The organism is Flavonifractor sp. AGMB03687, from assembly GCF_017811815.1.
Taxonomy (GTDB): Bacteria; Bacillota; Clostridia; order Oscillospirales; family Oscillospiraceae; genus Flavonifractor.
Genome location: NZ_JADKZI010000004.1, coordinates 56,009 through 76,644, shown reverse-complemented (window position 1 = coordinate 76,644; position 20,636 = coordinate 56,009). Strand labels below are relative to the sequence as shown.

Here is a 20,636-nt window from a genome sequence, read left to right as displayed (position 1 = left end):
AACGTCCCCCGGATCCATGATCCGGGGGACGTTTTTTGTGTATGTAGGTCAGGCCTCCAGGCCCACAAGGGCGGACTGGGCCAGCAGAGCGGCGGCCAGAGGGAGGGCGGAATCATCGGTGCGGAAGTGCTCGTTGTGCCAGCAGGGGTTGAACTGGCCGGGGAAGCCGGAGCCCAGCCAGTAGAAGAAGGCGGGCACGTCCTGGCCAAAGACGGCAAAGTCCTCGGAGCCCATGTCGGGGGCGGGGGAGACCACCTGTGTCTCGTCCACCAGGGCCAGGGCGGCCTTCCGGGCCAGAGCAGTCATGGCGGGGGAGTTGACGGTGGCGGGCACGCCGGGGTGGAACTCCACCTCCGCGGTGCAGCCGTAGGCGGCGGATACCCCCAGGGTCAGCTCCTTTAGCCGCTCCTCGGCGTGGCGATGGGCGGCGGTTCCGTGGGCCCGGATGCTGCCCGTCATGGTGAGCACGTCGGGGACGAAGTTGTCCGGGGTGCCGGCGTGGATGGACAGCACGGAGCACACCAGGCTTTCCAGGGGATCGGTGTTGCGGCTCACCACGGTCTGGAGGGCGTTGACCACCGCCGCACCGGCCACAATGACGTCAGTGCACTTGTGGGGGGAGCCGCCGTGGCCGGAGATGCCGTGGAGGGTGATGACAAAGTGGCTCTTGCCCGACATCACCGGCCCCTCCATGACGGCGATCTGTCCGGCGGGCAGCTCGGGCCGGTTGTGGAGGCCGAAGAGACAGTCGGGTTTGGCGGGCAGCTTGCCCCACAGGCCGTGGTCGATCATGGCCTGGGCACCCTGGGTGACCTCCTCGGCGGGCTGGAAGAGGAAGACCACGTTGCCTGCCAACTCCTCCCGCCGCTGGGCCAGCAGGCAGGCGGCGCCGTACAGACCCACGGTGTGAAAGTCATGGCCGCAGCCGTGCATCAGCCCGTCGCATTGGGACATCGCCCCGTCGTGGGCGGCCTCCTGCTGGGCGATGGCGTCGATATCCGCCCGGAGGGCCACGGTCTTGCCGGGGCGGGCCCCCCGCAGAACGGCCACCACGCCGGTGTCCATGCCCAGATCAATGAGCTCCAGACCCAGGGCGGTCAGCTTTTCCTTCAAAATCCCGGTGGTGCGCACCTCCTGGAAGCTCAGCTCGGGGTGGCGGTGCAGATCGTCCTTCATGGCCCGCAGCTGGGGCTCCAGGGCCTTGGCCTGCTCCAACAGTGTCAAAGAAATCATACCCTTTCCATTGCCTGTACTTTAGGACTGTAGTATAATAATCTATTATGCCTCCGCCTCTTACGTAGGACGGAGCTTTGGGTTCCCTATAGGTATACCCCAAAAACATCCAAATTGCAAGAGAAGAGGTGACCGGCCACGCAAGTCAAGACCCAGAATGATTTCTCCAAGGGCAGTATGGCCCGCAATATCGTCTCCATGGCGGTGCCCATGACGATGGCCCAGCTCATCAATATTTTATATAACGTGGTGGACCGGATGTACCTGGGCCGCTTGCCCGGCCACCTGGCCCTGACAGGGCTGGGTCTGTGCCTGCCCATCATCTCCATCCTGATGGGCTTTGCCAACCTGTGCGGCATGGGCGGCGCCCCGCTGTGCTCCATCTGCCGGGGCAGGGGAGAGAATGAAGAGGCAGAGAAGATCATGGGCAACTCGTTTGCCCTGCTGCTCCTCTTCGGCTCCGCCCTTACGGTGCTCTGTCTCATCTTCCGCCGGCCCATCCTCTACCTGTTCGGCGCCAGCGACGTGACCTTTCCCTACGCCAACGACTACCTGACCATCTACATCCTGGGTACCCTCTTCGTCATGATCAGCCTGGGTATGAATCCCTTCATCAATGCCCAGGGCTTCAGCCGTATGGGCATGATCACGGTGGCGGTGGGCGCGGTGGTCAACATCGTGCTGGACCCCATCTTCATCTTCCTCCTGGGCATGGGGGTGCAGGGGGCCGCCTTGGCCACCGTCATCTCCCAGGCCTGCTCGGCGGTGTGGGTGCTGAAATTCCTTACCGGCAAGCGGGCTCTTCTAAAACTGCGGCTGTCCGCCCTCCGGCTGCGGGCGAACCGGGTGAAGCGGATTCTGAGTCTGGGTACCTCCGGCTTTGTCATGTCCATGACCAACAGCCTGGCCCAGGTGCTGTGCAACGCCTCCCTGGAGGCCTACGGCGGCGATTTGTACGTGGGCGTCATGACGGTGATCAACTCCATCCGGGAGATCATCACCATGCCGGTCCAGGGCATCACCAACGGCAGCCAGCCGGTGCTGGGATACAACTACGGCGCCGGCCAGTATGAGCGGGTGCGCCAGGGCATCCGGTTTACCACCGTGCTGACGGTGGGGTACTCCATCGCCATTTGGGCGGTGGTGATGCTGCTGCCCGGGCCCCTCATCCGCATCTTCAACAACGAGGCCGACCTCATTGCCGCAGGTATCCCCGCCTTCCGCATCTATTTTGCCACCTTCTTCTTCATGGCCTTTCAGTTTATCGGCCAGTCCACCTTTGTGGGCCTGGGCCGGTCCAAGAATGCGGTGTTCTTCTCCCTGCTCCGCAAGGCCTTCATTGTAGCGCCCCTGACCCTCATCCTGCCTCTGGTGGGCTTCGGGGCCGACGGCGTGTTCCTGGCCGAGCCCATCTCCAACGTGCTGGGCGGTCTGGCCTGTATCCTCACCATGTATTTCACGGTCTACCGGCGGTTGGGCCGGGAGTAAATTTTGGGGCGTCGTACCGGCGCCCCAAAATTTTTTTGTTCCTTGTGAGATTTTTCGCTGCCCTGAGGGATATTCCTGGTGAAAGGCCTTTCAAACCAACCCACAGAAAGGGAGTAGTCATGACCGACGAGACATTTGAACAGGCGGCCCGGACCTATGGGGAACATGCTCTACCGGGTGGCCTACCACGCCCTGCGGACCCGGGCGGACGCGGAGGATGTGGTGCAGACCGTACTCCTCAGGCTCTACCAGCAGGACGGCTTTGAGAGCGAGGACCACCTGAAGCACTGGCTGCTGCGGGTGGCGGTCAACGAGAGCCGGAAGGTACTGCGCTCCTTCTGGCGCCGCCGGGCGGTGCCGCTGGAGGAGTGGGACTAGGCCCCGTTCCCCGTGGAGGACCGCCGGGAAGAGGTGTTTCAGGCGGTGATGGCGCTGGATGGGAAGTAACGCCTGACCATCTATCTCTACTATTACGAGGGCTGCTCCGTCAAGGAGACGGCGGCGGCCATGGGGGTCAAGCCCTCCACGGTACAGACCTGGCTCCAGCGGGCCCGGGCCCGGCTGCGCCAGACGCTTTTGGAAGAAGAGGAGGGGAACGATGATGTTCGACCACAACGCGTACCGTGAACGATGCTCGGAGCTTCACGTCTCCGAAGAAGCCCTACAGGAGGTCATTGAAATGGCAGAACAGAAGCAGAAGAAACCGGTTCGCCGCCCGCTGCGGGTGGGCCTGATCGCCGCCGCGGTGACCGCGGCCCTGATGGTGACCGTAAGTGCCGCCAACCCGGAGGCGCTGCAGGGCCTGCTGGCCACCATCCGCACCTCTACCGCCATGGGAGAATATCGGGAAGAGATCGTGATGGATGACACCGGCGAGACCGTCACCGCCCTGCGCCTGCCCGACACGGCGGTGGAGGAGAAGGACGGCCGCATCATCCTCACCGTGGACGGGGAGGAGACCGATATCACCGACGCCATGGAGCAGGACGGCAGCTACCTCTGGACCCGGGAGGATGAGGGGGCCAAGGTCTCCGTCCAGGTCACCCTGGATGAGGAGGGGAAGCCTGTGGCCATGACCAACGTGGCTCTGCCCGACGGCGCCGGTGCCGATGCCGGTATGGCCATGGTTACCGAGACGGATAAAGAGGACTGAGAAAGAGAAAGACCCGAGCGGCAGCCGCCGCCCGGGTCCTTTTTTATTGTCCGGCCAGAAAAGCTCTCACTTCATCCAGTCGTTCTGTACCCTCGTCGTAGCCGTCCTGCCACAGGGCCCGGATCTTGGCCACGTCCCGCTCGGTGCGGCTGAAGCCCTGGGTGTTGTGGGGGGCGAAGAGGAGCACCTTGCCCTCCTTCTCCAGCTGAAAGAGCTTCTCCCGGGCTTCGTTGTAGGTGTCCGCCCGGCGGCGCATGGTGTCGCAGAACTTGGGGTACTTCCGGTAAAACCGGTCGATGAGGGGCTGGAGCTTCTCCGGCTGCCGCCGGAAGCTCCGCTCCCGGGTGAGCACCACGATGACCCGGTCGCAGCCCTTGGAAAAGGCCCGGTCAAAGGGAATGGCGTCGGCGGCCCCGCCGTCCAGATAGGGCTTGCCGTCGATGTGAAAAATAGGGAAGAGGAGGGGCATGGCGCAGGTGGCCTGGAGGATAGTGAAGGTCTTGTCACTCCGGTCCACCGGCAGATACTCCGCCTTGCCGGTGTTCAGGTTGGTCACCGCCGCCTCCACCTCACCGGGGTAGGCATTGAAGGTGTCGTAATCGAAGGGAATGAGCTGGTTGGGAATGGTGTCAAACACGAATTCCAGCCCAAAGTAAGCCCGGTTGTCCCGGCGGAGCAGGTTGCTTATGCCCATGTACCGCTTGTCATTGGCGTAGTTTACCATAATGTCAAGATTGCGGCCGATCTGTTTGGAGACATAGCTGACGCCGTAGGCGATACCGGCGGAGACGCCAATGACATAATCCGTCATGATATCGCCGGTAAGCAGGGCGTCGCACACGCCGGAGGAGAAGATGGTGCGAATGGCGCCTCCCTCCAGAACAATCCCGGTCTTCATGGACAACACATCCTTTCTTACATGGACAGTACGTTTTTGCGGCACCAGGCCCGGCTGCGCCACCGCAGCAGGAAGAGCACCGCACGCAGGCACTCGTCACAGGCCATGGCGATCCACAGACCCGCCAGACCCAGACCCATGGGCACCGCCAGCAGGAAGCCGCCGCCCACGGCGGTAAGCCAGGCGCTGAAGATGCAGATGGTGATGGGGAAGCGGATGTCGCCGCAGGCCTGGAGGGCCCGGCACATCACCATGTTCACTGCCCGGCCCAGCTCCAGGGGGATCTCAATGATCATGATGATGCGGAAGAGCTCCAGTACCTGGGGGTCCTGGGTGAAGAGGCTCAGCAGGGGCTGGCAGAACACCAGCAGTATGACCGCCATCAATCCGGAGATGGCCAGGGAGGCCAGAAGGGTACGCTTCACCAGCCGCTCCACGTCGGGAATGCGGTCAGCGCCCATCAGGTGGGCCACCATGACCTGGCCGGCCTGGGAGATGGCGGAGCCGAACATGTAGGTCAGCATGGCAAACATGTTGGCATACACCCGGGTGTTGATGACGTAGATGGCGAACAGGTTGCAGATGGACTGGATGGCCACCTGGGACAGGTTGTAGGAGATGGACTCGCCGCCGGCGGGGATGCCGATGCGCAGCAGCCGCCGCAGCTGGTCGGCGGGGAAGGGGCGCAGCAGCTTGAGGGAGAGCACCGGGCCGAACTTCCGGCGGAAGAGAACGGCGATGAGGATGACGCCCACCACCCGGGAGATATCGCTGGACAGGGCGGCACCCGCCACACCCAGGGCGGGCAGGCCAAAGGCTCCGCCGATGAGTACCGCGTTGCCTCCGATGTTGAGCAGGTTCATGGTCACCGCCACGATCATGCTCTCCTTCATCATCTGGTTGGAGCGGAAGAAGGCGGTGAAGGTGAGGTAGATGGCCTGGAACACCATGCCGCCGCCGATGATGCGCAGGTACAGACAGCCGCGGTCCATGATCTCCGCCGGCATCTGCATCAGGGTGAAGATGGGGCGGCACAGGCCGATGAGGATGGCTCCCACCGCCAGTCCGAAGATGGCGTTGACCATCAGAGAGAGGGTATAGGTCTCGTTGACCCGCCGCTTGTCCTCGGCCCCCAGGTAGCGGGAGATGAGAATGGTGGAGGCGGTGGAGATCACGGAAAAGACCAGCAGCACCAGGTTGGTGATCTGGTTGGCGTTGCCGATGGCGCCCACGCCGTTGGGGTCGAAGTGGCCCACCATGACCTGGTCGGCGTTGCCAACCAGCATCTGAAGCAGCAGTTCAATGAAGATGGGCCAGGTGAGGGACAGAATGCCCGGCTCACGCCGGCGGAGTGGGGCTTGTTGTTCCATGGGACGGCATCCTTTCGGTACAGAGATAAAGAAAGTACCGTATTAGTATAGTGTCTCCATCCCAAAATGCAAGGGGGAAAAGCGCCGTCTTTTCCCGGTCGTATGGGCTGTCCCTCTGTGGATTTTAGCAGAAGGGGGTCAGATCAGGGCGAAGGATTTGAGCAGATAGAGCCACAGGGTGAGGGTAAAGGCACTGAAGGCGGTGGTGAGCATAACGGTGCTGGAGGTGAGGGTACCCTCGTGGCCCATGTTGCGGGCCATAACGAAGCAGCTGACGGTGGTGGGGCTGCCCAGCATGGTGAGGGCTGCCACCAGCTTGTCGTCCCGGAAGCCCATAGCCACGGCGATGGGCAGGAAGAGAGCCACAAAGACCACCAGCTTGAGGGTGGTGGCGGTAAGGGCGGGCTTGATACGGCCAACGGCCTTCTTCCAGTCAAAGGAGGCGCCCAGAGCCATGAGGCCCAGCGGAGTGCCGGTGGCCGAGATGCTGTTCACCGTCTTGGTGAGGATGGTGGGCTGGGGGATGCGCAGCAGGGTCCAGGCCAGGCCCACGACGATGCCCAGGATGATGGGGTTGGTGATGACGCCTTTGGCTACCTTCTTCAGTGCCCCCTTGGAGAGCCCCTTCTGGCTGGGGCTGGTGAGGGAGAGTACCGTCACCGCTGCTGCGTTGTACAGGGGTACCGCGCCGATGATGATAAGGCTGGCGGCCCCGGCGCTGCCGTACAGATTCTCCAGAAAGGCGGCTCCCAGCAGGGCCACGCTGCTGCGGTAACCCACCTGGATGAACTCGCCCCGCAGGGGAGGCTCCTTCAGCAGGCGGCTGAGCAGGGCGGTGAGCAGGATGGAGGACAGGGTGGCCAGGAAGCAGAAGATGACGAAGGAGGTGTCCCACACCTCAAAGAAGTCGGAGCCCGTCAGATCCTTGAACATCATTACGGGCAGGCCCACCTTAAAGACATAGCTGTTGAGCTTGTCGGCAAAGGCCTGGCTGAAAAAGCCCATTTTGCGGAAGGCGACTCCCAGCAGCATGAGCAGGAAAATGGGAATGGTACCATTGAGACAGTAGGTCAGGTTGTCCAGCATGACGCTCTCCTCCACACAATAACACTTTAGCTTATTATATTCTTCTAAGTTGCATGGTGCAAGATTACCAAACGGTAAGTATACTGGGTCAACCTGTGGGGCGCATAGAGATAGGAAAAAGGGGGGACGCCCGATGGAATGCCGGGGATATGAGCTGCGCTGCAAGGAAATCATCAATATGACGGATGGCAGCCGGGTAGGCTATGTGGGAGACGTGGTGGTGGATCTGGAGGAGGGGAAGGTGACCGCCCTGGTGGTGCCCGGGCGGCTGCGGCTGTTCGGGCTGCTGGGCCGGGAGCCTGACGTGATTTTCCCCTGGTCGGCGGTGCGCCGCTTTGGGGCGGATACCATTCTGGTGGAGGGGGCGCAGGTCAAACAGAGGGACCGTCGGGAGCGGACCTAATTTCGGCCGTTCTGCCATTGTTTTACCAACGTTTTCGTGCTATAATCCTAATTTAAGTACCATAGATCGACCACGTCAAACCCATCAGGAGGAGCGCTATGTGCGGGATCGTTGGATTTGTAGGAAGGGATGAGGCCGCCCCCATTTTGCTGGATGGCCTATCCAGACTGGAGTATCGGGGGTATGACTCCGCCGGTGTAGCCGTATACGGAGCAGAGGAGGGCATGCAGGTAGCCAAGGCCAAGGGCCGGCTCCAGGTGCTCCACGACATGGTCCAGGGGGGCGCCACCCTCCATGGCTCCATCGGCGTGGGCCACACCCGCTGGGCCACCCACGGAGCTCCGTCGGACATCAATTCCCACCCCCAGGTCAGTGAGAACGGCCGCTTTGCGGTGGTCCACAACGGCATCATTGAAAATTACGCCGAGCTGAGGGAGTTCCTCCAGTCGGAGGGGGTGCAGTTCGTCTCGGACACCGACACCGAGGTGGTAGCCCAGCTGCTGGGGTACTATTACCAGGGTGACCTGCTGGATGCGGTGGTGCGCACCCTCCACACCATCCGGGGCGCCTATGCCCTGGGCATTCTGTGCGCCGACTGTCCCGACCGGCTCATCGCCGCCCGGAAGGACAGTCCTCTGATCCTGGGCTTTGGCGACGGGGCCCACTATCTGGCCAGCGACGTCACCGCCCTCATCAAGTACACCCGTGAGGTGTGCTGGCTGGAGGACGGAGAGATTGCCGAGCTCACCGCCGACCACATGTGGGTGTACGACTCCTACCTGCGCCCGGTGGAGAAGGAGCGCCGCCACGTGGATTGGGAGATCTCTGCGGCGGAGAAGGGCGGCTACGAGCACTTCATGATCAAGGAGATCATGGAGCAGCCCGAGGCCGTCCGCAAGACCATCTCCCCCCGCATCAGGGACGGACGGGTGGTGCTGGACGACTGGCGGCTCACCGCCCGGGAGCTGGAGGAGATGGACCGGCTGTATATCATCGCCTGCGGCTCCTCCTATCACGTGGGTGTGGCGGCCAAGTATATCCTGGAAAAGTTGCTGCGCAAGCCGGTGGAGGTGACCCTGGCCTCCGAGTTCCGGTACTGCGATCCCATCGTGTCCGAGCACACCCTGGCCCTGGTCATCAGCCAGTCCGGCGAGACCATCGACACCCTGGCCGCCATGCGGGAAGCCAAGCGGCTGGGGGCCAAGGTGGTGTCCATTGTCAACGTGGTGGGCTCCACCATTGCCCGGGAGAGCGACACCGTGCTCTACACCTGGGCCGGTCCTGAGATCGCCGTGGCCACCACCAAGGCCTACTCCACCCAGCTGGCGGTGATCTATCTCATCGGCCTGTACTGTGCCGACCTGCTGGGCACCCTGGACCGGGCGGCCTACGACGCCATCTTGACTGAGCTGCAGCGCATTCCGGACAAGCTGGAGGAGATCCTGGCCGACCGGGAGGACGTGCAGTATTATGCCTCCCTGTACTTCAACCGCCACTCCATGTTCTTCATCGGCCGCAATCTGGACTACGCTGTGGGCCTGGAGGGCTCCCTGAAGCTGAAGGAGATCTCCTATATCCACTCGGAGGCCTACGCTGCCGGCGAGCTGAAGCACGGCACCATCTCCCTCATTGAGCCGGGTACCCTGGTGGTGGCCCTGGCGGGTTGCGCACCCCTGTTTGAGAAGACGGTAAGCAACGCCGTAGAGGTAAAGAGCCGGGGCGCCGATGTGCTGGGCCTCACCACCCGGGACAAGGCGGCCCACCTGAGCCGGACGGCGGACCACGTCATCGCCATCCCCGCGACCCACCCCATGCTGCTGCCCTCCCTGGAAGTGGTGCCCATGCAGCTGTTTGCCTACTATACCGCCCTCCAGCGCGGCTGCGACATTGATAAGCCGAGAAACCTGGCCAAGTCTGTGACGGTGGAATGAACAGAAAACGGTCGCAGCCGCGCCCCGCGCCGGAGGCGCGTCCAAGCATTTTTTCGAAGAAAAAATCTTGATGCCGGGCGGATCCACTCCGCCCGAGCAGATCAAAGAAATGGGGTCCCCGCCGGCCCGTGGGCCGGTGGGGCTGGCTGCGACATCGATAAGCCGAGAAACCTGGCCAAGTCTGTAACAGTGGAATAAAAAAGAGAAAGAGAAGGACGGAGGAACGACATGAAACGACTGATCGCATTGCTGATGGCAGCCGTTCTGGCCCTGGGCCTGACGGCCTGCGGAGAAAAAAAGGAACCGACTGCGGAGCAGATTACGGGGCGCTACGGCCTGTCCAATGCTTGGGATTCCCTCATGCCCTATAACAGCCCTTCGGGCAGCAACTACACCCGCATCATCTGCGACAAAATCTATGACCGGCTGGCCTATGTCCACGCCGACGGCACTCTGGATCCCAGAGGGGCAACCAGCTGGGAGAGCGCCGATGACGGCATGGCGGTGATCTTCCATCTGGACGAGAAGGCCGCCTTCCATGACGGCACCCCGGTGACCGCCCAGCACTGGGCGGATACCATCACCCTGATGACCGATCCCAACTGTCCCGCTCTGGGCCGCTCGGTGTTCTCCGTGCTGGCCGGCACCGATGAGAACGGTGTGGCCCTGGAAGGGGAGCAGCTGGGCGCGGAGGCGGTGGACGACCACACCCTGAAGCTTACCTTCAAGCGTCCCACCACCCCGGAGGACTTCCTGCTGGATAAGAACCGGGAGTTCTATGTGCTGCCCACCCATCTGATGGAGGGGGTGGACCCCGCCCAGATCATGGAGCTGGACCTGTGGGACGCCCCCGTGGGCTCCGGTCCCTGCAAGTTTGTGGAGGAGATCCCCGGCAGCCAGCTGGTGCTGGAGATCAACAAGGACTACCAGCTGGGCTGTCCCGACTTTGACCAGCTGGTCATCACGGTGATGGATAAGTCCAACCTGCTGCCTTCCCTCATTTCCGGGGACCTGGACTATTACGCCTTTGGCGGCAATGTGTCGGTGGAGGACGCCGAGACCGCCCGCGCCTCCGGCCTGGAGGTGGTGGAGGGCGAGGTGCCCAACACCTTCTATGAACTGATGCTCAACTGCGAGACCATCCCCAGTGCTGAGGTGCGCCGTGCCATCGATCTAGCCCTGGATAAGGAGGCCCTGTGCCTCCAGTCCACCCAGGGTCTGGGCGAGCCCACCGCAACCGACGTGACCCCCGGCACCGAGTACACCTGCTCCCTCACCTGGGAGCGGGATGTGGACCAAGCCCGTACCCTGTTGGAGCAGGGGGGCTATGACGGGCGCACCTATACCCTGGCCTGCACCTCCAACCGCTCCGGTCTGGCCTCCCTCATGCAGCAGGAGCTGGCCGAGGTGGGCATGAATGTGACCATTGAGACGGTGGACTCCGCCGCCCTCTTCTCCGGTATGGCCGACGGCAAGTACGACATGGCCATTGCCAGCCACACCCCCGGCGCCCTGCCCCTGTGGTTCACCGAGAGCCGCCTCAGCGAGGGCAACAACATCTTCCACATCGCCGATCTGGAGCCCTACACCTATTATATTGAGCAGATCAGCGCCGCCTCCGGCTGGGAGACCCGCCAGGTGCTGCTGGATAAGCTCCAGGAACTGCTGGCCGATCAGCGGCCCTTCATCCCCCTGTGGTTCGGCCGCACCCTCCATGTGCAGTCCCCCACGGTGGACAACATCGACTACCCCTCTTCCAGCTTCTCCAACGAGAATATCTGGGCGTGGAAGATGAAGGAAGCCTGACCGGCTGACCAAACCAACGAGAAATAACCTCCGTAGGGCCGCCGCCCATAGCGGCCCGTGCCCCGTCCGGGGCCGGAAGTGCAGGAGGAAGCGAGAATTATGGGACGATATCTCCGCCGTCGCCTGCTGACGGCTATCCCCGTGTTTTTCGGGATCACCATTCTGGTATTTTGTATGCTCAACCTGGCCCAGGGCTCCATCCTGGACCTGATGGGGGAGGGGAGCGGCGCCACCGACGCCGACCGGGCGGCCCTGGCGGCCTCCCTGGGTCTGGACCTGCCTCTGCCTCAGCGCTATCTGATGTGGCTGGGCGACCTGCTCCGGGGAGACCTGGGAGTCTCCTACGCCAACGGCAAGCCGGTGGCTGGCCTCATCGCCCAACGGGTGGGGCCGTCCCTGCTGCTCACCGGCACCGGTGTGGTGCTGGCGGTGGCCATTGCCCTGCCTCTGGGGGTGCTGGCGGCCTGGAAGCCCCGGTCCGGCTGGGACAAGGCGGCCTCCGCACTCAGCCTCATCAGCTTCGGCGTGCCCGGCTTTTTCCTCTGTCTGGCCGGCATCTTTCTCTTTTCCGTCACCCTGGGCTGGCTGCCCGCCAACGGCATGTATGCCGCCGGACGCTTTTCCGGTGTGGCCGACCTGATCCGCCACCTGATCCTCCCCGCCGGGGTGGTATGCCTGAGCAGCGTGGGCGAGCTGGTGAAGCAGACCCGGGCCGCCTGTCTGGAGGCCCTGGGGGAGGACTACATCCGTACCGCCCGGGCCAAGGGCCTTACCGATGGTGCCGTGATGGTACGCCATGCCTTCCGGGGGGCCCTCATCCCGGTGCTCACCACCATCCTCAGCCATATCCCCCACATCCTGGGCGGCTCTGTGGTGGTGGAGCAGATCTTTGGCTGGCCCGGCATGGGCAGTCTACTCTTTTCCGGCATCTCGGGCCGGGACTATACCGTGGTGATGGGGGTCACTGTCGTGATCGCCCTGACGGTGCTCCTGACCAACCTGCTCCTGGACCTGGTCTACGGACTGGCGGACCCCAGGGTGCGCTATGGAAAGGAGTAGGGCCATGGGAGAAACGCGTTTGGACCGGAGCCCCTGGGCCCGGTTTCGGGTGGACCGGCGTGCCATGGCCTGCCTGATCGTCCTCTGTCTGGAGGTGCTGGCGGTGCTCCTGCTGCCTCTGGTGCTGGATCTGGAGCCCAACGTCAGCGACCTGGAGGCGGGCTTCTGGGCCCCGCCGTCGGCGGAGCATCTCCTGGGCACCGACGACGTGGGTCGGGATCTGCTGGCCCGGCTGTTTAGCGGCGGGCGGGTGTCTTTGTTCATCGGCCTGACCTCCGCCGCCATCAGCGCGGCCGTAGGCGTGCCCCTGGGTCTGCTGGCGGGTTACCGCCGGGGTGCCTGGGAGTTCTGGATTATGCGGCTGGCCGACATTTTCCAGACCTTTCCTTCCATCGTGCTGGTGCTCTGCCTGGTGACGGTGGTAGGTCCATCGGCCAGCAATATCGTGCTGGTGCTGGGCCTGCTGGGCTGGACCGGTATCGCCCGGCTGGTGTACGGCAATACCCTGGCAGTGCGGGAGCGGGAATATGTGCTGGCGGCCAAGGCGCTGGGCGCTCGGACGGGCACCATCCTGCGGCGCAACGTGCTGCCCAATGTGGTATCCCCGGTGTGGTGTTCCATCCCCCTGCGGGCGGGGCGGGCCATCCTGTCGGAGTCCAGTCTCAGCTTTCTGGGATTCGGCATCCGTACCCCCCAGGCCTCCTGGGGCAATATGATCCAGTACGCCAGTAATCTGACGGTGCTCACCACCCGGCCCTGGGTGTGGGTGCCGCCGGGCCTGTGTATTATTCTGACGGTGCTCTGCCTGGCGGGGATCGGGGATGGCCTGCGGGACGCTCTGGACCCCCGGTTTGACAGCAGACGCTCCCGACCGTAATTTTCACGGATCGATACAGCAGCTCCGGCCCAAACAGGACCGGAGCTGTTTTCTCAATGAGAGGAGGAAATGGATGGTATATATGCTGCTTTTTTGTGGTGTGGTGCTGGTGGCCTGTATCTTGGCCAGCCGCTTTTCCCAGCGGGCGGGGGTGCCGGCTCTGCTGCTGTTCATGGCCCTGGGCATGCTCTTTGGCTCCGATGGGCTGCTTCGCATCCCCTTTGATGATTTCAAGGCGGCAGAACAGATCTGCTCGGTGGCTCTCATCTTCATCATGTTCTACGGCGGCTTCGGCACCCGGTGGGAGGCGGCCAAACCGGCGGCGGCCCGGGCGGTGGTGCTCTCCACCCTGGGCGTGGCGGTGACCGCTCTGCTGACCGCCCTCTTCTGCTTTTTTGTGCTGGGCTTTCCCCCTCTGGCCAGCTTCCTCACCGGCGCGGTGATCAGCTCCACCGACGCGGCGTCGGTGTTCTCCATCCTGCGCTCCAAGAAGCTGAGTCTGCGGGATCACACCGCCTCTCTGCTGGAGCTGGAGAGCGGCAGCAATGACCCGGTGTCCTATATGTTGACCATGATCGCCCTTTCCCTCATGGGAGTGGGGGAGAGCGGCAGCCTTATTTGGATGGTCTTTGCCCAGGTGGTCTTTGGCGCAGCTCTGGGACTTGCAGTGGCCTGGCTGTCCATTCTGGTGCTGCGGCGGCTCACTTTGTCTGACGGTCTGGACTCTATCTTTGTGCTGGCCGCCGCTTTGTTGGCCTACGCGCTGCCCGCGGCGGTAGGAGGCAACGGCTACCTGGGGGCCTATCTGGCCGGTATCCTGCTGGGCAACGCTAGGATCCCCCACAAGGCCGCTCTGGTCCACTTCTTTGACGGACTCACCGGTCTGGCCCAGATCCTCATCTTCTTCTTGCTGGGTCTGCTGGCTTTTCCGCGGCAGATGCCCCAGGTACTGCTGCCGGCGGTGGCCATCGCCCTTTTCCTCACCTTGGTGGCCCGGCCTGCGGCGGTCTTCCTGCTGCTCAAACCCTTCCGGTGCTCCCTGCGGCAGTGCCTGCTGGTGTCCTGGGCCGGTTTGCGGGGCGCGGCCTCCATCGTGTTTGCCATTATGGCGCTGGCCAGTGGGGCGGAGATCGGTCACGACCTGTTTCACATCGTGTTCTGTATCGCCCTGCTGTCGGTGGCCGTTCAGGGCTCCCTGCTGCCTCTGGTGGCCCGGCGGCTGGACATGGTGGATACCGAGGACAGTGTCAGCCGTACCTTCAACGACTACCAGGACCAGCGTCAGCTCCATCTGACCCGGTTCCGTATTGGTCCCGGACACCCCTGGGAGGGGAAGCCGGTGGGGGAGTGCCACCTACCCGCCGACGCCCTGGTGGTTACCATCCGCCGGGGGGAGGAGAGTCTCATCCCCAACGGCAGCACGGTGATCCGTGCGGGGGACCTGCTGGTGGTGAGTACGCCGGTCTATCAGGACGACGGCGGCGTCAGCCTGCGGGAATTGCCGGTAGCGGAGCATAAAGACTGGATCGGCCGCACCATCCGGGAGCTGAACCTGCCGGCGGAGGTGCTCATCGTGCTGGTCCGCCGGGCGGACGGTACCACCGCCGTGCCCAAAGGGGGCACCGTGCTCCATCCGGGAGATACGCTGGTGGTCAGCGAGGCGGATAACGGCAAACCGGCATAAACCGGAAAAAATGTGCCCGGAAAGGCAAAACCTCTTGCCATTACCAAACGGTAAGTGTTATCATAATTGTTGGAATGATAACAAAGGCCGCGTCATATATCGAGAGAATATAGGCGGCTTGACGGTAAAGGGGGACCACGTTGGTGGATTATACGATCGACCTCACAGAAAAGAAGCAGTTCCGGGTCATGCTCAATCCGGTGCGGCAGGAGATGATCCATCTGCTGCGGCTGGTGGCAAGGCCCCTGTCGGCCAACCGGGTGGCGGAGCTGATGCAGCTTTCGCCCAACGCAGCCCACAGTCACCTGAACAAGCTGGTCAAAATGGGGCTGGTGTCCGCCCAGGAGGGAACCCGGTCGGACGGCAGCAAGACGACTTATTACCAGATGCGGGATGTGAAGCTGCGGCTCTGCCTGGGGCGGAAGGACGCCTTCCAGGGGGAGCGGGAGGCCCTGGCGGCCAACCTGGTGGACAGCACCTTCCGCAGCATGCTGGAGAATGTATACCGCTATGACGAGGAGCAGCTGCACGACTACGGCGCTCTCCGGTTCGGCGCCCTCCATCTGGATACCGCCCAGCGGAAGGAACTGATGGAGCTGGTGGAGCACTATCTGGAGGAGCACAGCGTCCCCCGGCCCGAGGCGGAGGAGCACTGGGAGTACGTGGTGCTGGCCTACCGGGCGGGTGAAGAATTGTAAAACAGAAGCGGACGGAGAGGGGAGACCTCTTTCCGTCCGCTTTTTGGTTACAGATAGATGATGTCTAAGTCCAGCTCCTGCTTCATGGCGTAGCTGATGGTGTACATGGTACCCCCCAGCATGCCGTCATAGATGGCGATGAGCCTGGAAGCGTGGTCCACCAAGTAGCGATTGCGCCGGAGCATGCAGCCCTTGTCGTAGTGGCGCTGCACCATGGTCTCTCCATCGCAGGCGGCCACCAAGGCATAATAACGGTCCCGGTCCCGCTCGCTCCAGCGGGCGGCCTGCTCCTCGCAGGGAATGACCGCCTCCAGGGTAATTCCGGGCCGCCGTTCCCGCAGGTCCAGCACTGCCTCGCAGAAGTAGAAGTCCGCTCCACGGGCCATGCCGCACAGGAAGTGGCGGCAACCGGCCTCATAGGCCGCCTCCACGGAGGCCGCCAGCTTGTCCTTGATCTCCAGACAGCGGGGGTCCCGCTCATCTTCCCCCCAGGGCAACTTCTCCGGCCGGTGCCCGGTGAAGCAGCAGCTGATGTCCCGTCGCATGGCGCACCTCCTTGTCTGTTCTTTTGCCTATTGTATGATATTCAGCGGAACAAGTCAATGGAAATTCGAACATTTGTTTTTCTGCGAAAAGCGGTTGCAAATTCCGCCGGAATGTGTATAATAGAGAACGACAACTGAATGGACTGTCTTCAGGGCAGGGTGAAAATCCCGATCGGCGGTAAAGTCCGCGAGCCAGTATGGCCGACCCGGTGGAACTCCGGGACCGACAGTGACGCGCGCAGCGCGAAGTCTGGATGGAAGAAGATGTGTTGAAATTGCGCACGCTCCTTTGATTTTAACACCTGGAAGACAAGCGTTTCAGGGGTTATTCCATCAAGAGGAGTGTTTTTTATGACCAGTTCTGTTTCCACCCGGCGGAGAGTCGGGGCACGGCCCATTACCGTGACCGCCATGTTTTCCGCGGTGGCCTTCGTGCTCATGTTCCTGGAGTTTTCTCTGCCCATCATCCCCAGCTTTGTGAAGATGGACGTGTCCGAGCTGCCCGCCCTGCTGGCCGCCTTCGGCCTGGGCCCGGTGTACGGCGTGGTGGTGTGCCTGGTGAAGAACCTGCTCCATCTGCTCATTACCACTACCGGCGGCGCCGGTGAGCTGGGCAACTTCCTGCTGGGCGCCTGCTTCGTGTTCCCGGCGGGCCTGATTTACAAGCTCCACAAGTCCCGCAAGAGCGCCATCCTGGGTTCCCTGGTGGGTGCGGTGATCATGGCTCTGCTGTCCATCCCCCTGAACTACTACATTACTTACCCCGTGTACGCCAACTTTATGCCCATCGACACCATCATCAGCATGTATCAGGCCATTCGTCCCTCCGTGGACGGCCTGCTGGAGTGCCTCATGGTGTTCAACGCTCCCTTCACCCTGCTGAAGGGCCTGCTGGACGCGGTGCTCTGTTTCCTGATCTACAAGCCGCTGTCCCCCCTGATTCACGGAAAACGGTAACAAAAAAACGACCGCCGAGAGGCGGTCGTTTTTTTATTTGGTTTCCGTCAGGGAGATGACCCAGTCCAGGTCCACCCAACGGCTTACCAGGCCATCGTCCATGTCGTCGTAAGCGTAGTAGATGCGTCCGATGCGCACGGCGGTGATGGGGCCGGTGTCCTGGGTGAGCAGGATCTCCTGTGCATATCCCGCCCCATCCGTGCCCCCCGGACGGCGGGGGAGACCTGGATGGCTGGTACCGTCCGTCTCCATAAACTGGACCCCATCGATATGCTCGGCCTGCAGCTCCACCAGAGACTTCCACCACTCCTCCTCCTTGGCCATGGTGCCGTAGAGGGACAGGCGGCGGCCGTCCGCCGAGACCAGGGCGGTGACCTGGATCTCGCCCACGGTGCGCTGCTCACAGATGGCCGATATCTCCTCCGGCGGGGCCAGGGCCAGCTCCACCTCCATGACCTGATCGGTCAGATAGTCCTCCACCCGCAGGGTATAGCGTTCGGCCGGATTTGCCGCCTCATAGGTAAAGACGGCTTGGGCGTAGCTCTGATAGCCCTCCGGCAGGTAACGCCAGCCCAGATACTGCTCCTCTTGCAAAGGAGAGAAGGGGATGCGCTTGCGCGTCAGGGCGGTATATTGTCCCGCAGCGTAGGAGCCGTTGTCCGACAAATCGAGGAAGGGATTGCTGCCCGCCAGAACCTGCCCGTCCTGGCTGATCTCCAACTTGACGTACAGATTTTGATAGTCATTTTTGTTGAGCCGCTCCTCCGACCTGGATACGACCTCCAGAGGGACGAAGAGGAAGCCGTCCCGGGCATAGGCTCCGGAGAAGAGATAGGTGCGGCCGTTGAGTTCAAATTCCAGTTCACCCTCCTGAATACGGAGATCCGCCCCTGTTTCCGCCGCACCCACCCCGGAAAAATAGCGGATGAGGGTCTGAACCCCAGTGGCCAGGGCCTGATAGTTGGTCAGGCACAGGATGAGGGCCAGACAAGCCGCCAGGGCCCCCAGCCGCCGCCAGGAGAGGGGGCGGGCCGGTTTGGGGGTGAGGGCCTCCTCCGTCAGAGCCAGCATATCCTCCGTGTCCAGAAGCTGGTCCCAGTCATAGCATTTCATGGTCCGTCCTCCTTTCCGCTCCAGCCCAGTCCCTGCCGGGCCAGCAGGTCTTTCAGCTTCCTGCGCAGGCGGACCACCCGGGCGTCCACGCCGTTGGCCGACAGCCCCAGGGTATGCCCGATCTCCGCCGAGGGCCACTGATAGAGAAAGCGCAGGGTGAACAGCCGCCGCTCCGCCGGACTCAGCTCCGCCAGGGCCCGGCGCAGTCCGTCCCGCAGGGCGGCCTCCTCGGTGTGGTCCTCGGCACGGAGGGTCTCAGCATGGTCCTCCAAGGGCTCCTCCCGCCGGGCAGCCAGCCTGCGCCGGCGGTCCATGGCCCGGCTGCGCACCAGCACGCACAGGTAGGTTTTTTCGCTGCCCTTGGCCGGCTCCCACTTCTCCGGGGCGTCCACATAGGCCCACACCACGTCCTGCACGCACTCCTCCGCGTCCTCCGGATGGCCGGGCAGCAGGGAAGCGGCCACGGTGTGGAGCAGTTTCCCGTACATCTCCCAGATCCGTTGGGCAGCGCTGTCCCGGTCCAGCGTCATATCCATGGGCGTTTCCCCCTTTCACTTAACAATACGATAGGATAGAGCCTATCCTGACGCCAGTGTACCAATTTTCTGCTTCAAATGCAAAAAAGACCCGCCTCCGGCTGTGCCGGAGGCGGGCGTTGGTTATTCCTGAGGCAGCTGGATGACCCAGTTCAGATTTTCGTAGCAACGCTCCTGATCACTGGATCTTGTCGAGAAGAAAATTTTACTGATCTCCACTGCGGTGATGGGCTCGTTCACCTCAAACCGGGGGTAGTACTCCACATGCTCAAACCCTATCAAGTAGGTGTTGTGGAAGTAGGCCGGATAGCGCTTGCCGGAGGCGCCGATGAACTGAAGCTCCAGAGAGTGGCCGAGCAGGTCGTACTCAGATTGCTCCGACCACTCTACAAAGTTGGTGACGCCGGAGCCGTCCTCACTGACCAGCACGGTCACCGTACCCTCCGGGAAGATACGGCTGTCCGACACAGCCGCCTTGGCCTCTGCCTGGATCAGATTCAGCTCCTTTTCATAGGTAAAAGTCTGGTACCCTTCGATTACCGAGTCGTCGATAAAGGTGATCCGGAGCCGGTAGTTCTCTCCCGCAAAGTCCCCCACCTGAAACAGGGAGGAGTGGGAGCCGTAGGTGCGGTACCCTGCCTCTCGCAGGGCCGCCCCTTCCGGACTGCCCCAGTCGTTGAGATCCTCGTAGCTGGCCGCAGACTTGTCCACCGCCTCTTCCTGAGACAGCCAGGGGCCATCCCCGTCTGCGGGGGGCAGCAGCTCCATCTCAAAGCTGTAGTCGGGTACGCCGGTGTTCACATCCGCACCCGGCTCCAGGCGGGTGGACAGGTACTCCATCTCTATAAAGAGCTGTCCGCCGGCCTGATGGGCGTCCAGATGGTAGGTCCAGGTGCCGTCGGTCCAGGTGAGTGGTTCCTCCAGCACCAGTACCGGGGTACCCTGATCCACCGCGCCCACCCCGGAAAAGTAGTCCGCGATCCGCTTGACCCCAGCCGCCACAGCCTGATAGTTGGCCAGGCACAGGATGAGGGCCAGACAGGCCACCAGGGTCCCCAGACGCTTGGGTGTAAAGATATGCTTTTTCCCGGCAGGGGAGGCCATGGCCTCGTTGGTGAGACGGGCCAGATCCTCCGCCTCCAGCAGTTGGTCCAGTTCATACCGCATAGGGGTCACTCCTTTCCGTCCATGGCGATGCCCTGGATCGCCAGCAGCTTTTTCAGCTTCTTCCGCAGCCGGTTCACCCGGGTGGTGACGGCGCTCTGGCTCAGCCCCAGGGCCTGGCTGATCTCCCCGCCGCCCCACTCGTACACGAACCGCAGGGTGAAGAGCTTCCGCTCCTCCGCCGTCAGCCCCTCCAGGGCCCGGCGCAGTCCGTCCCGCACCGCCGTACACTCGGTGCCGTCCGGTACTGTAAAAATCAAGGCGTGGTCCTCCAGAGGCTCCGCCGCACCGGCCAGCAGCTTTTTCCGGCGGTTTTTGGCCCGGCTGCGGGCCAGCATGCACAGATAGGTCTTTTCGCTGCCCCGGGAGGGGTCCCACTTGTCCGGCCCCTGGAGAAATTCCCACAGTACGTCCTGGGTACACTCCTCCGCGTCCTCCGGGGTGCCTGCACGGTCCAGAATACGGCTCACCACCGTCCGCACCAGGGTGTGATAGGTGTCGTAGATCCGCTGGGCCTCCCGGTCCTCCGCGGGTATCGTCCGCTCCATGCCTCCAACCCCCTTTCACCCTACAGTACCACGCCGGCAGTGGTTTTGTCACATGATACCGCAAAAATAGATTAGAACGGATGTTTG

At 62.7% G+C, this 20,636-nt stretch carries 21 protein-coding genes and 1 riboswitch; of the genes, 12 read left to right on the top strand and 9 right to left on the bottom strand.

Annotated features, from left to right (window positions below; genetic code table 11):
* Nucleotides 1-48: 48 nt before the first annotated feature.
* Nucleotides 49-1,233, bottom strand: a complete 1,185-nt coding sequence (locus J9789_RS09505; protein ID WP_209344794.1) for a M20 family metallopeptidase — start codon at nucleotides 1,231-1,233, stop codon at nucleotides 49-51.
* A gap of 177 nt (nucleotides 1,234-1,410) precedes the next feature.
* On the opposite strand from J9789_RS09505, the gene J9789_RS09500 reads away from it, so the two are divergent.
* The 4 genes from J9789_RS09500 to J9789_RS09490 all read left to right on the top strand — a co-directional run bounded on the left by J9789_RS09500 (nucleotide 1,411) and on the right by J9789_RS09490 (nucleotide 3,874).
* Nucleotides 1,411-2,721, top strand: coding sequence for an MATE family efflux transporter (locus tag J9789_RS09500; protein WP_209344792.1), 1,311 nt, complete (start codon nucleotides 1,411-1,413; stop codon nucleotides 2,719-2,721).
* A gap of 156 nt (nucleotides 2,722-2,877) precedes the next feature.
* Complete coding sequence (locus J9789_RS17060; RefSeq protein WP_245185194.1) at nucleotides 2,878-3,099, top strand: sigma factor; 222 nt, start codon at nucleotides 2,878-2,880, stop codon at nucleotides 3,097-3,099.
* 72 nt (nucleotides 3,100-3,171) lie between these two features.
* Nucleotides 3,172-3,348, top strand: a complete 177-nt coding sequence (locus J9789_RS17055; protein ID WP_348633676.1) for a sigma factor-like helix-turn-helix DNA-binding protein — start codon at nucleotides 3,172-3,174, stop codon at nucleotides 3,346-3,348.
* A 52-nt stretch (nucleotides 3,349-3,400) separates the two neighbouring features.
* On the top strand, nucleotides 3,401-3,874 hold the full coding sequence (locus J9789_RS09490) for a hypothetical protein (protein WP_245185192.1): 474 nt from the start codon (nucleotides 3,401-3,403) through the stop codon (nucleotides 3,872-3,874).
* 43 nt (nucleotides 3,875-3,917) lie between these two features.
* Here the strand turns inward: J9789_RS09490 and J9789_RS09485 are convergent, their stop codons facing one another.
* The 3 genes from J9789_RS09485 to J9789_RS09475 form a co-directional block, all read right to left on the bottom strand.
* Complete coding sequence (locus J9789_RS09485) at nucleotides 3,918-4,772, bottom strand: patatin family protein (RefSeq protein ID WP_209344790.1); 855 nt, start codon at nucleotides 4,770-4,772, stop codon at nucleotides 3,918-3,920.
* A 17-nt stretch (nucleotides 4,773-4,789) separates the two neighbouring features.
* A complete protein-coding gene (locus J9789_RS09480; RefSeq protein ID WP_209344788.1) occupies nucleotides 4,790-6,142 on the bottom strand; it encodes an MATE family efflux transporter in 1,353 nt (450 codons plus the stop codon).
* A 138-nt stretch (nucleotides 6,143-6,280) separates the two neighbouring features.
* Nucleotides 6,281-7,228 (bottom strand): AEC family transporter, encoded by a 948-nt coding sequence (locus J9789_RS09475; RefSeq protein WP_209344786.1) that lies wholly within the window; start codon nucleotides 7,226-7,228, stop codon nucleotides 6,281-6,283.
* Nucleotides 7,229-7,361: 133 nt separating this feature from the next.
* Here J9789_RS09475 and J9789_RS09470 point away from each other — a divergent pair, with 133 nt between their 5' ends.
* The 7 genes from J9789_RS09470 to J9789_RS09440 all read left to right on the top strand — a co-directional run bounded on the left by J9789_RS09470 (nucleotide 7,362) and on the right by J9789_RS09440 (nucleotide 15,686).
* Nucleotides 7,362-7,631, top strand: a complete 270-nt coding sequence (locus J9789_RS09470) for a YlmC/YmxH family sporulation protein (protein WP_209344784.1) — start codon at nucleotides 7,362-7,364, stop codon at nucleotides 7,629-7,631.
* Between the two features lie 98 nt (nucleotides 7,632-7,729).
* The gene (glmS, locus tag J9789_RS09465; protein WP_209344782.1) at nucleotides 7,730-9,562 is read left to right on the top strand and encodes a glutamine--fructose-6-phosphate transaminase (isomerizing); all 1,833 of its coding nucleotides are present in this window, start codon (nucleotides 7,730-7,732) and stop codon (nucleotides 9,560-9,562) included.
* A 228-nt stretch (nucleotides 9,563-9,790) separates the two neighbouring features.
* Nucleotides 9,791-11,368 carry an ABC transporter substrate-binding protein gene (locus J9789_RS09460; protein WP_209344780.1) on the top strand — a complete coding sequence of 526 codons (1,578 nt, stop codon included), beginning with the start codon at nucleotides 9,791-9,793 and terminating at the stop codon, nucleotides 11,366-11,368.
* A 99-nt stretch (nucleotides 11,369-11,467) separates the two neighbouring features.
* Nucleotides 11,468-12,427: an ABC transporter permease gene (locus tag J9789_RS09455; protein WP_209344778.1), complete on the top strand. Its 960-nt coding sequence runs from the start codon at nucleotides 11,468-11,470 to the stop codon at nucleotides 12,425-12,427.
* Nucleotides 12,428-12,431: 4 nt separating this feature from the next.
* The gene (locus tag J9789_RS09450) at nucleotides 12,432-13,304 is read left to right on the top strand and encodes an ABC transporter permease (protein ID WP_209344776.1); all 873 of its coding nucleotides are present in this window, start codon (nucleotides 12,432-12,434) and stop codon (nucleotides 13,302-13,304) included.
* Between the two features lie 73 nt (nucleotides 13,305-13,377).
* On the top strand, nucleotides 13,378-14,988 hold the full coding sequence (locus tag J9789_RS09445; RefSeq protein ID WP_209344774.1) for a potassium/proton antiporter: 1,611 nt from the start codon (nucleotides 13,378-13,380) through the stop codon (nucleotides 14,986-14,988).
* A gap of 143 nt (nucleotides 14,989-15,131) precedes the next feature.
* Nucleotides 15,132-15,686, top strand: a complete 555-nt coding sequence (locus J9789_RS09440; RefSeq protein ID WP_209344771.1) for a winged helix-turn-helix domain-containing protein — start codon at nucleotides 15,132-15,134, stop codon at nucleotides 15,684-15,686.
* A gap of 47 nt (nucleotides 15,687-15,733) precedes the next feature.
* Here J9789_RS09440 and J9789_RS09435 read toward each other — a convergent pair whose 3' ends face one another.
* Nucleotides 15,734-16,231: an SLOG family protein gene (locus J9789_RS09435; protein ID WP_209344769.1), complete on the bottom strand. Its 498-nt coding sequence runs from the start codon at nucleotides 16,229-16,231 to the stop codon at nucleotides 15,734-15,736.
* A 141-nt stretch (nucleotides 16,232-16,372) separates the two neighbouring features.
* Nucleotides 16,373-16,501: riboswitch (FMN riboswitch) on the top strand.
* An 81-nt stretch (nucleotides 16,502-16,582) separates the two neighbouring features.
* Between J9789_RS09435 and J9789_RS09430 the strand changes: the two genes are divergently transcribed.
* On the top strand, nucleotides 16,583-17,188 hold the full coding sequence (locus J9789_RS09430) for an ECF transporter S component (protein WP_209344766.1): 606 nt from the start codon (nucleotides 16,583-16,585) through the stop codon (nucleotides 17,186-17,188).
* A 33-nt stretch (nucleotides 17,189-17,221) separates the two neighbouring features.
* Here the strand turns inward: J9789_RS09430 and J9789_RS09425 are convergent, their stop codons facing one another.
* From J9789_RS09425 to J9789_RS09410, 4 genes are all read right to left on the bottom strand, one after another.
* Nucleotides 17,222-18,301: a hypothetical protein gene (locus tag J9789_RS09425; protein ID WP_209344764.1), complete on the bottom strand. Its 1,080-nt coding sequence runs from the start codon at nucleotides 18,299-18,301 to the stop codon at nucleotides 17,222-17,224.
* On the bottom strand, nucleotides 18,298-18,837 hold the full coding sequence (locus J9789_RS09420) for a sigma-70 family RNA polymerase sigma factor (protein ID WP_209344762.1): 540 nt from the start codon (nucleotides 18,835-18,837) through the stop codon (nucleotides 18,298-18,300). The genes J9789_RS09425 and J9789_RS09420 overlap by 4 nt, the downstream gene beginning before the upstream one ends.
* A gap of 123 nt (nucleotides 18,838-18,960) precedes the next feature.
* The gene (locus J9789_RS09415) at nucleotides 18,961-20,004 is read right to left on the bottom strand and encodes a hypothetical protein (protein WP_209344760.1); all 1,044 of its coding nucleotides are present in this window, start codon (nucleotides 20,002-20,004) and stop codon (nucleotides 18,961-18,963) included.
* A gap of 5 nt (nucleotides 20,005-20,009) precedes the next feature.
* Nucleotides 20,010-20,549: a sigma-70 family RNA polymerase sigma factor gene (locus tag J9789_RS09410; RefSeq protein ID WP_209344758.1), complete on the bottom strand. Its 540-nt coding sequence runs from the start codon at nucleotides 20,547-20,549 to the stop codon at nucleotides 20,010-20,012.
* Nucleotides 20,550-20,636: the final 87 nt, after the last annotated feature.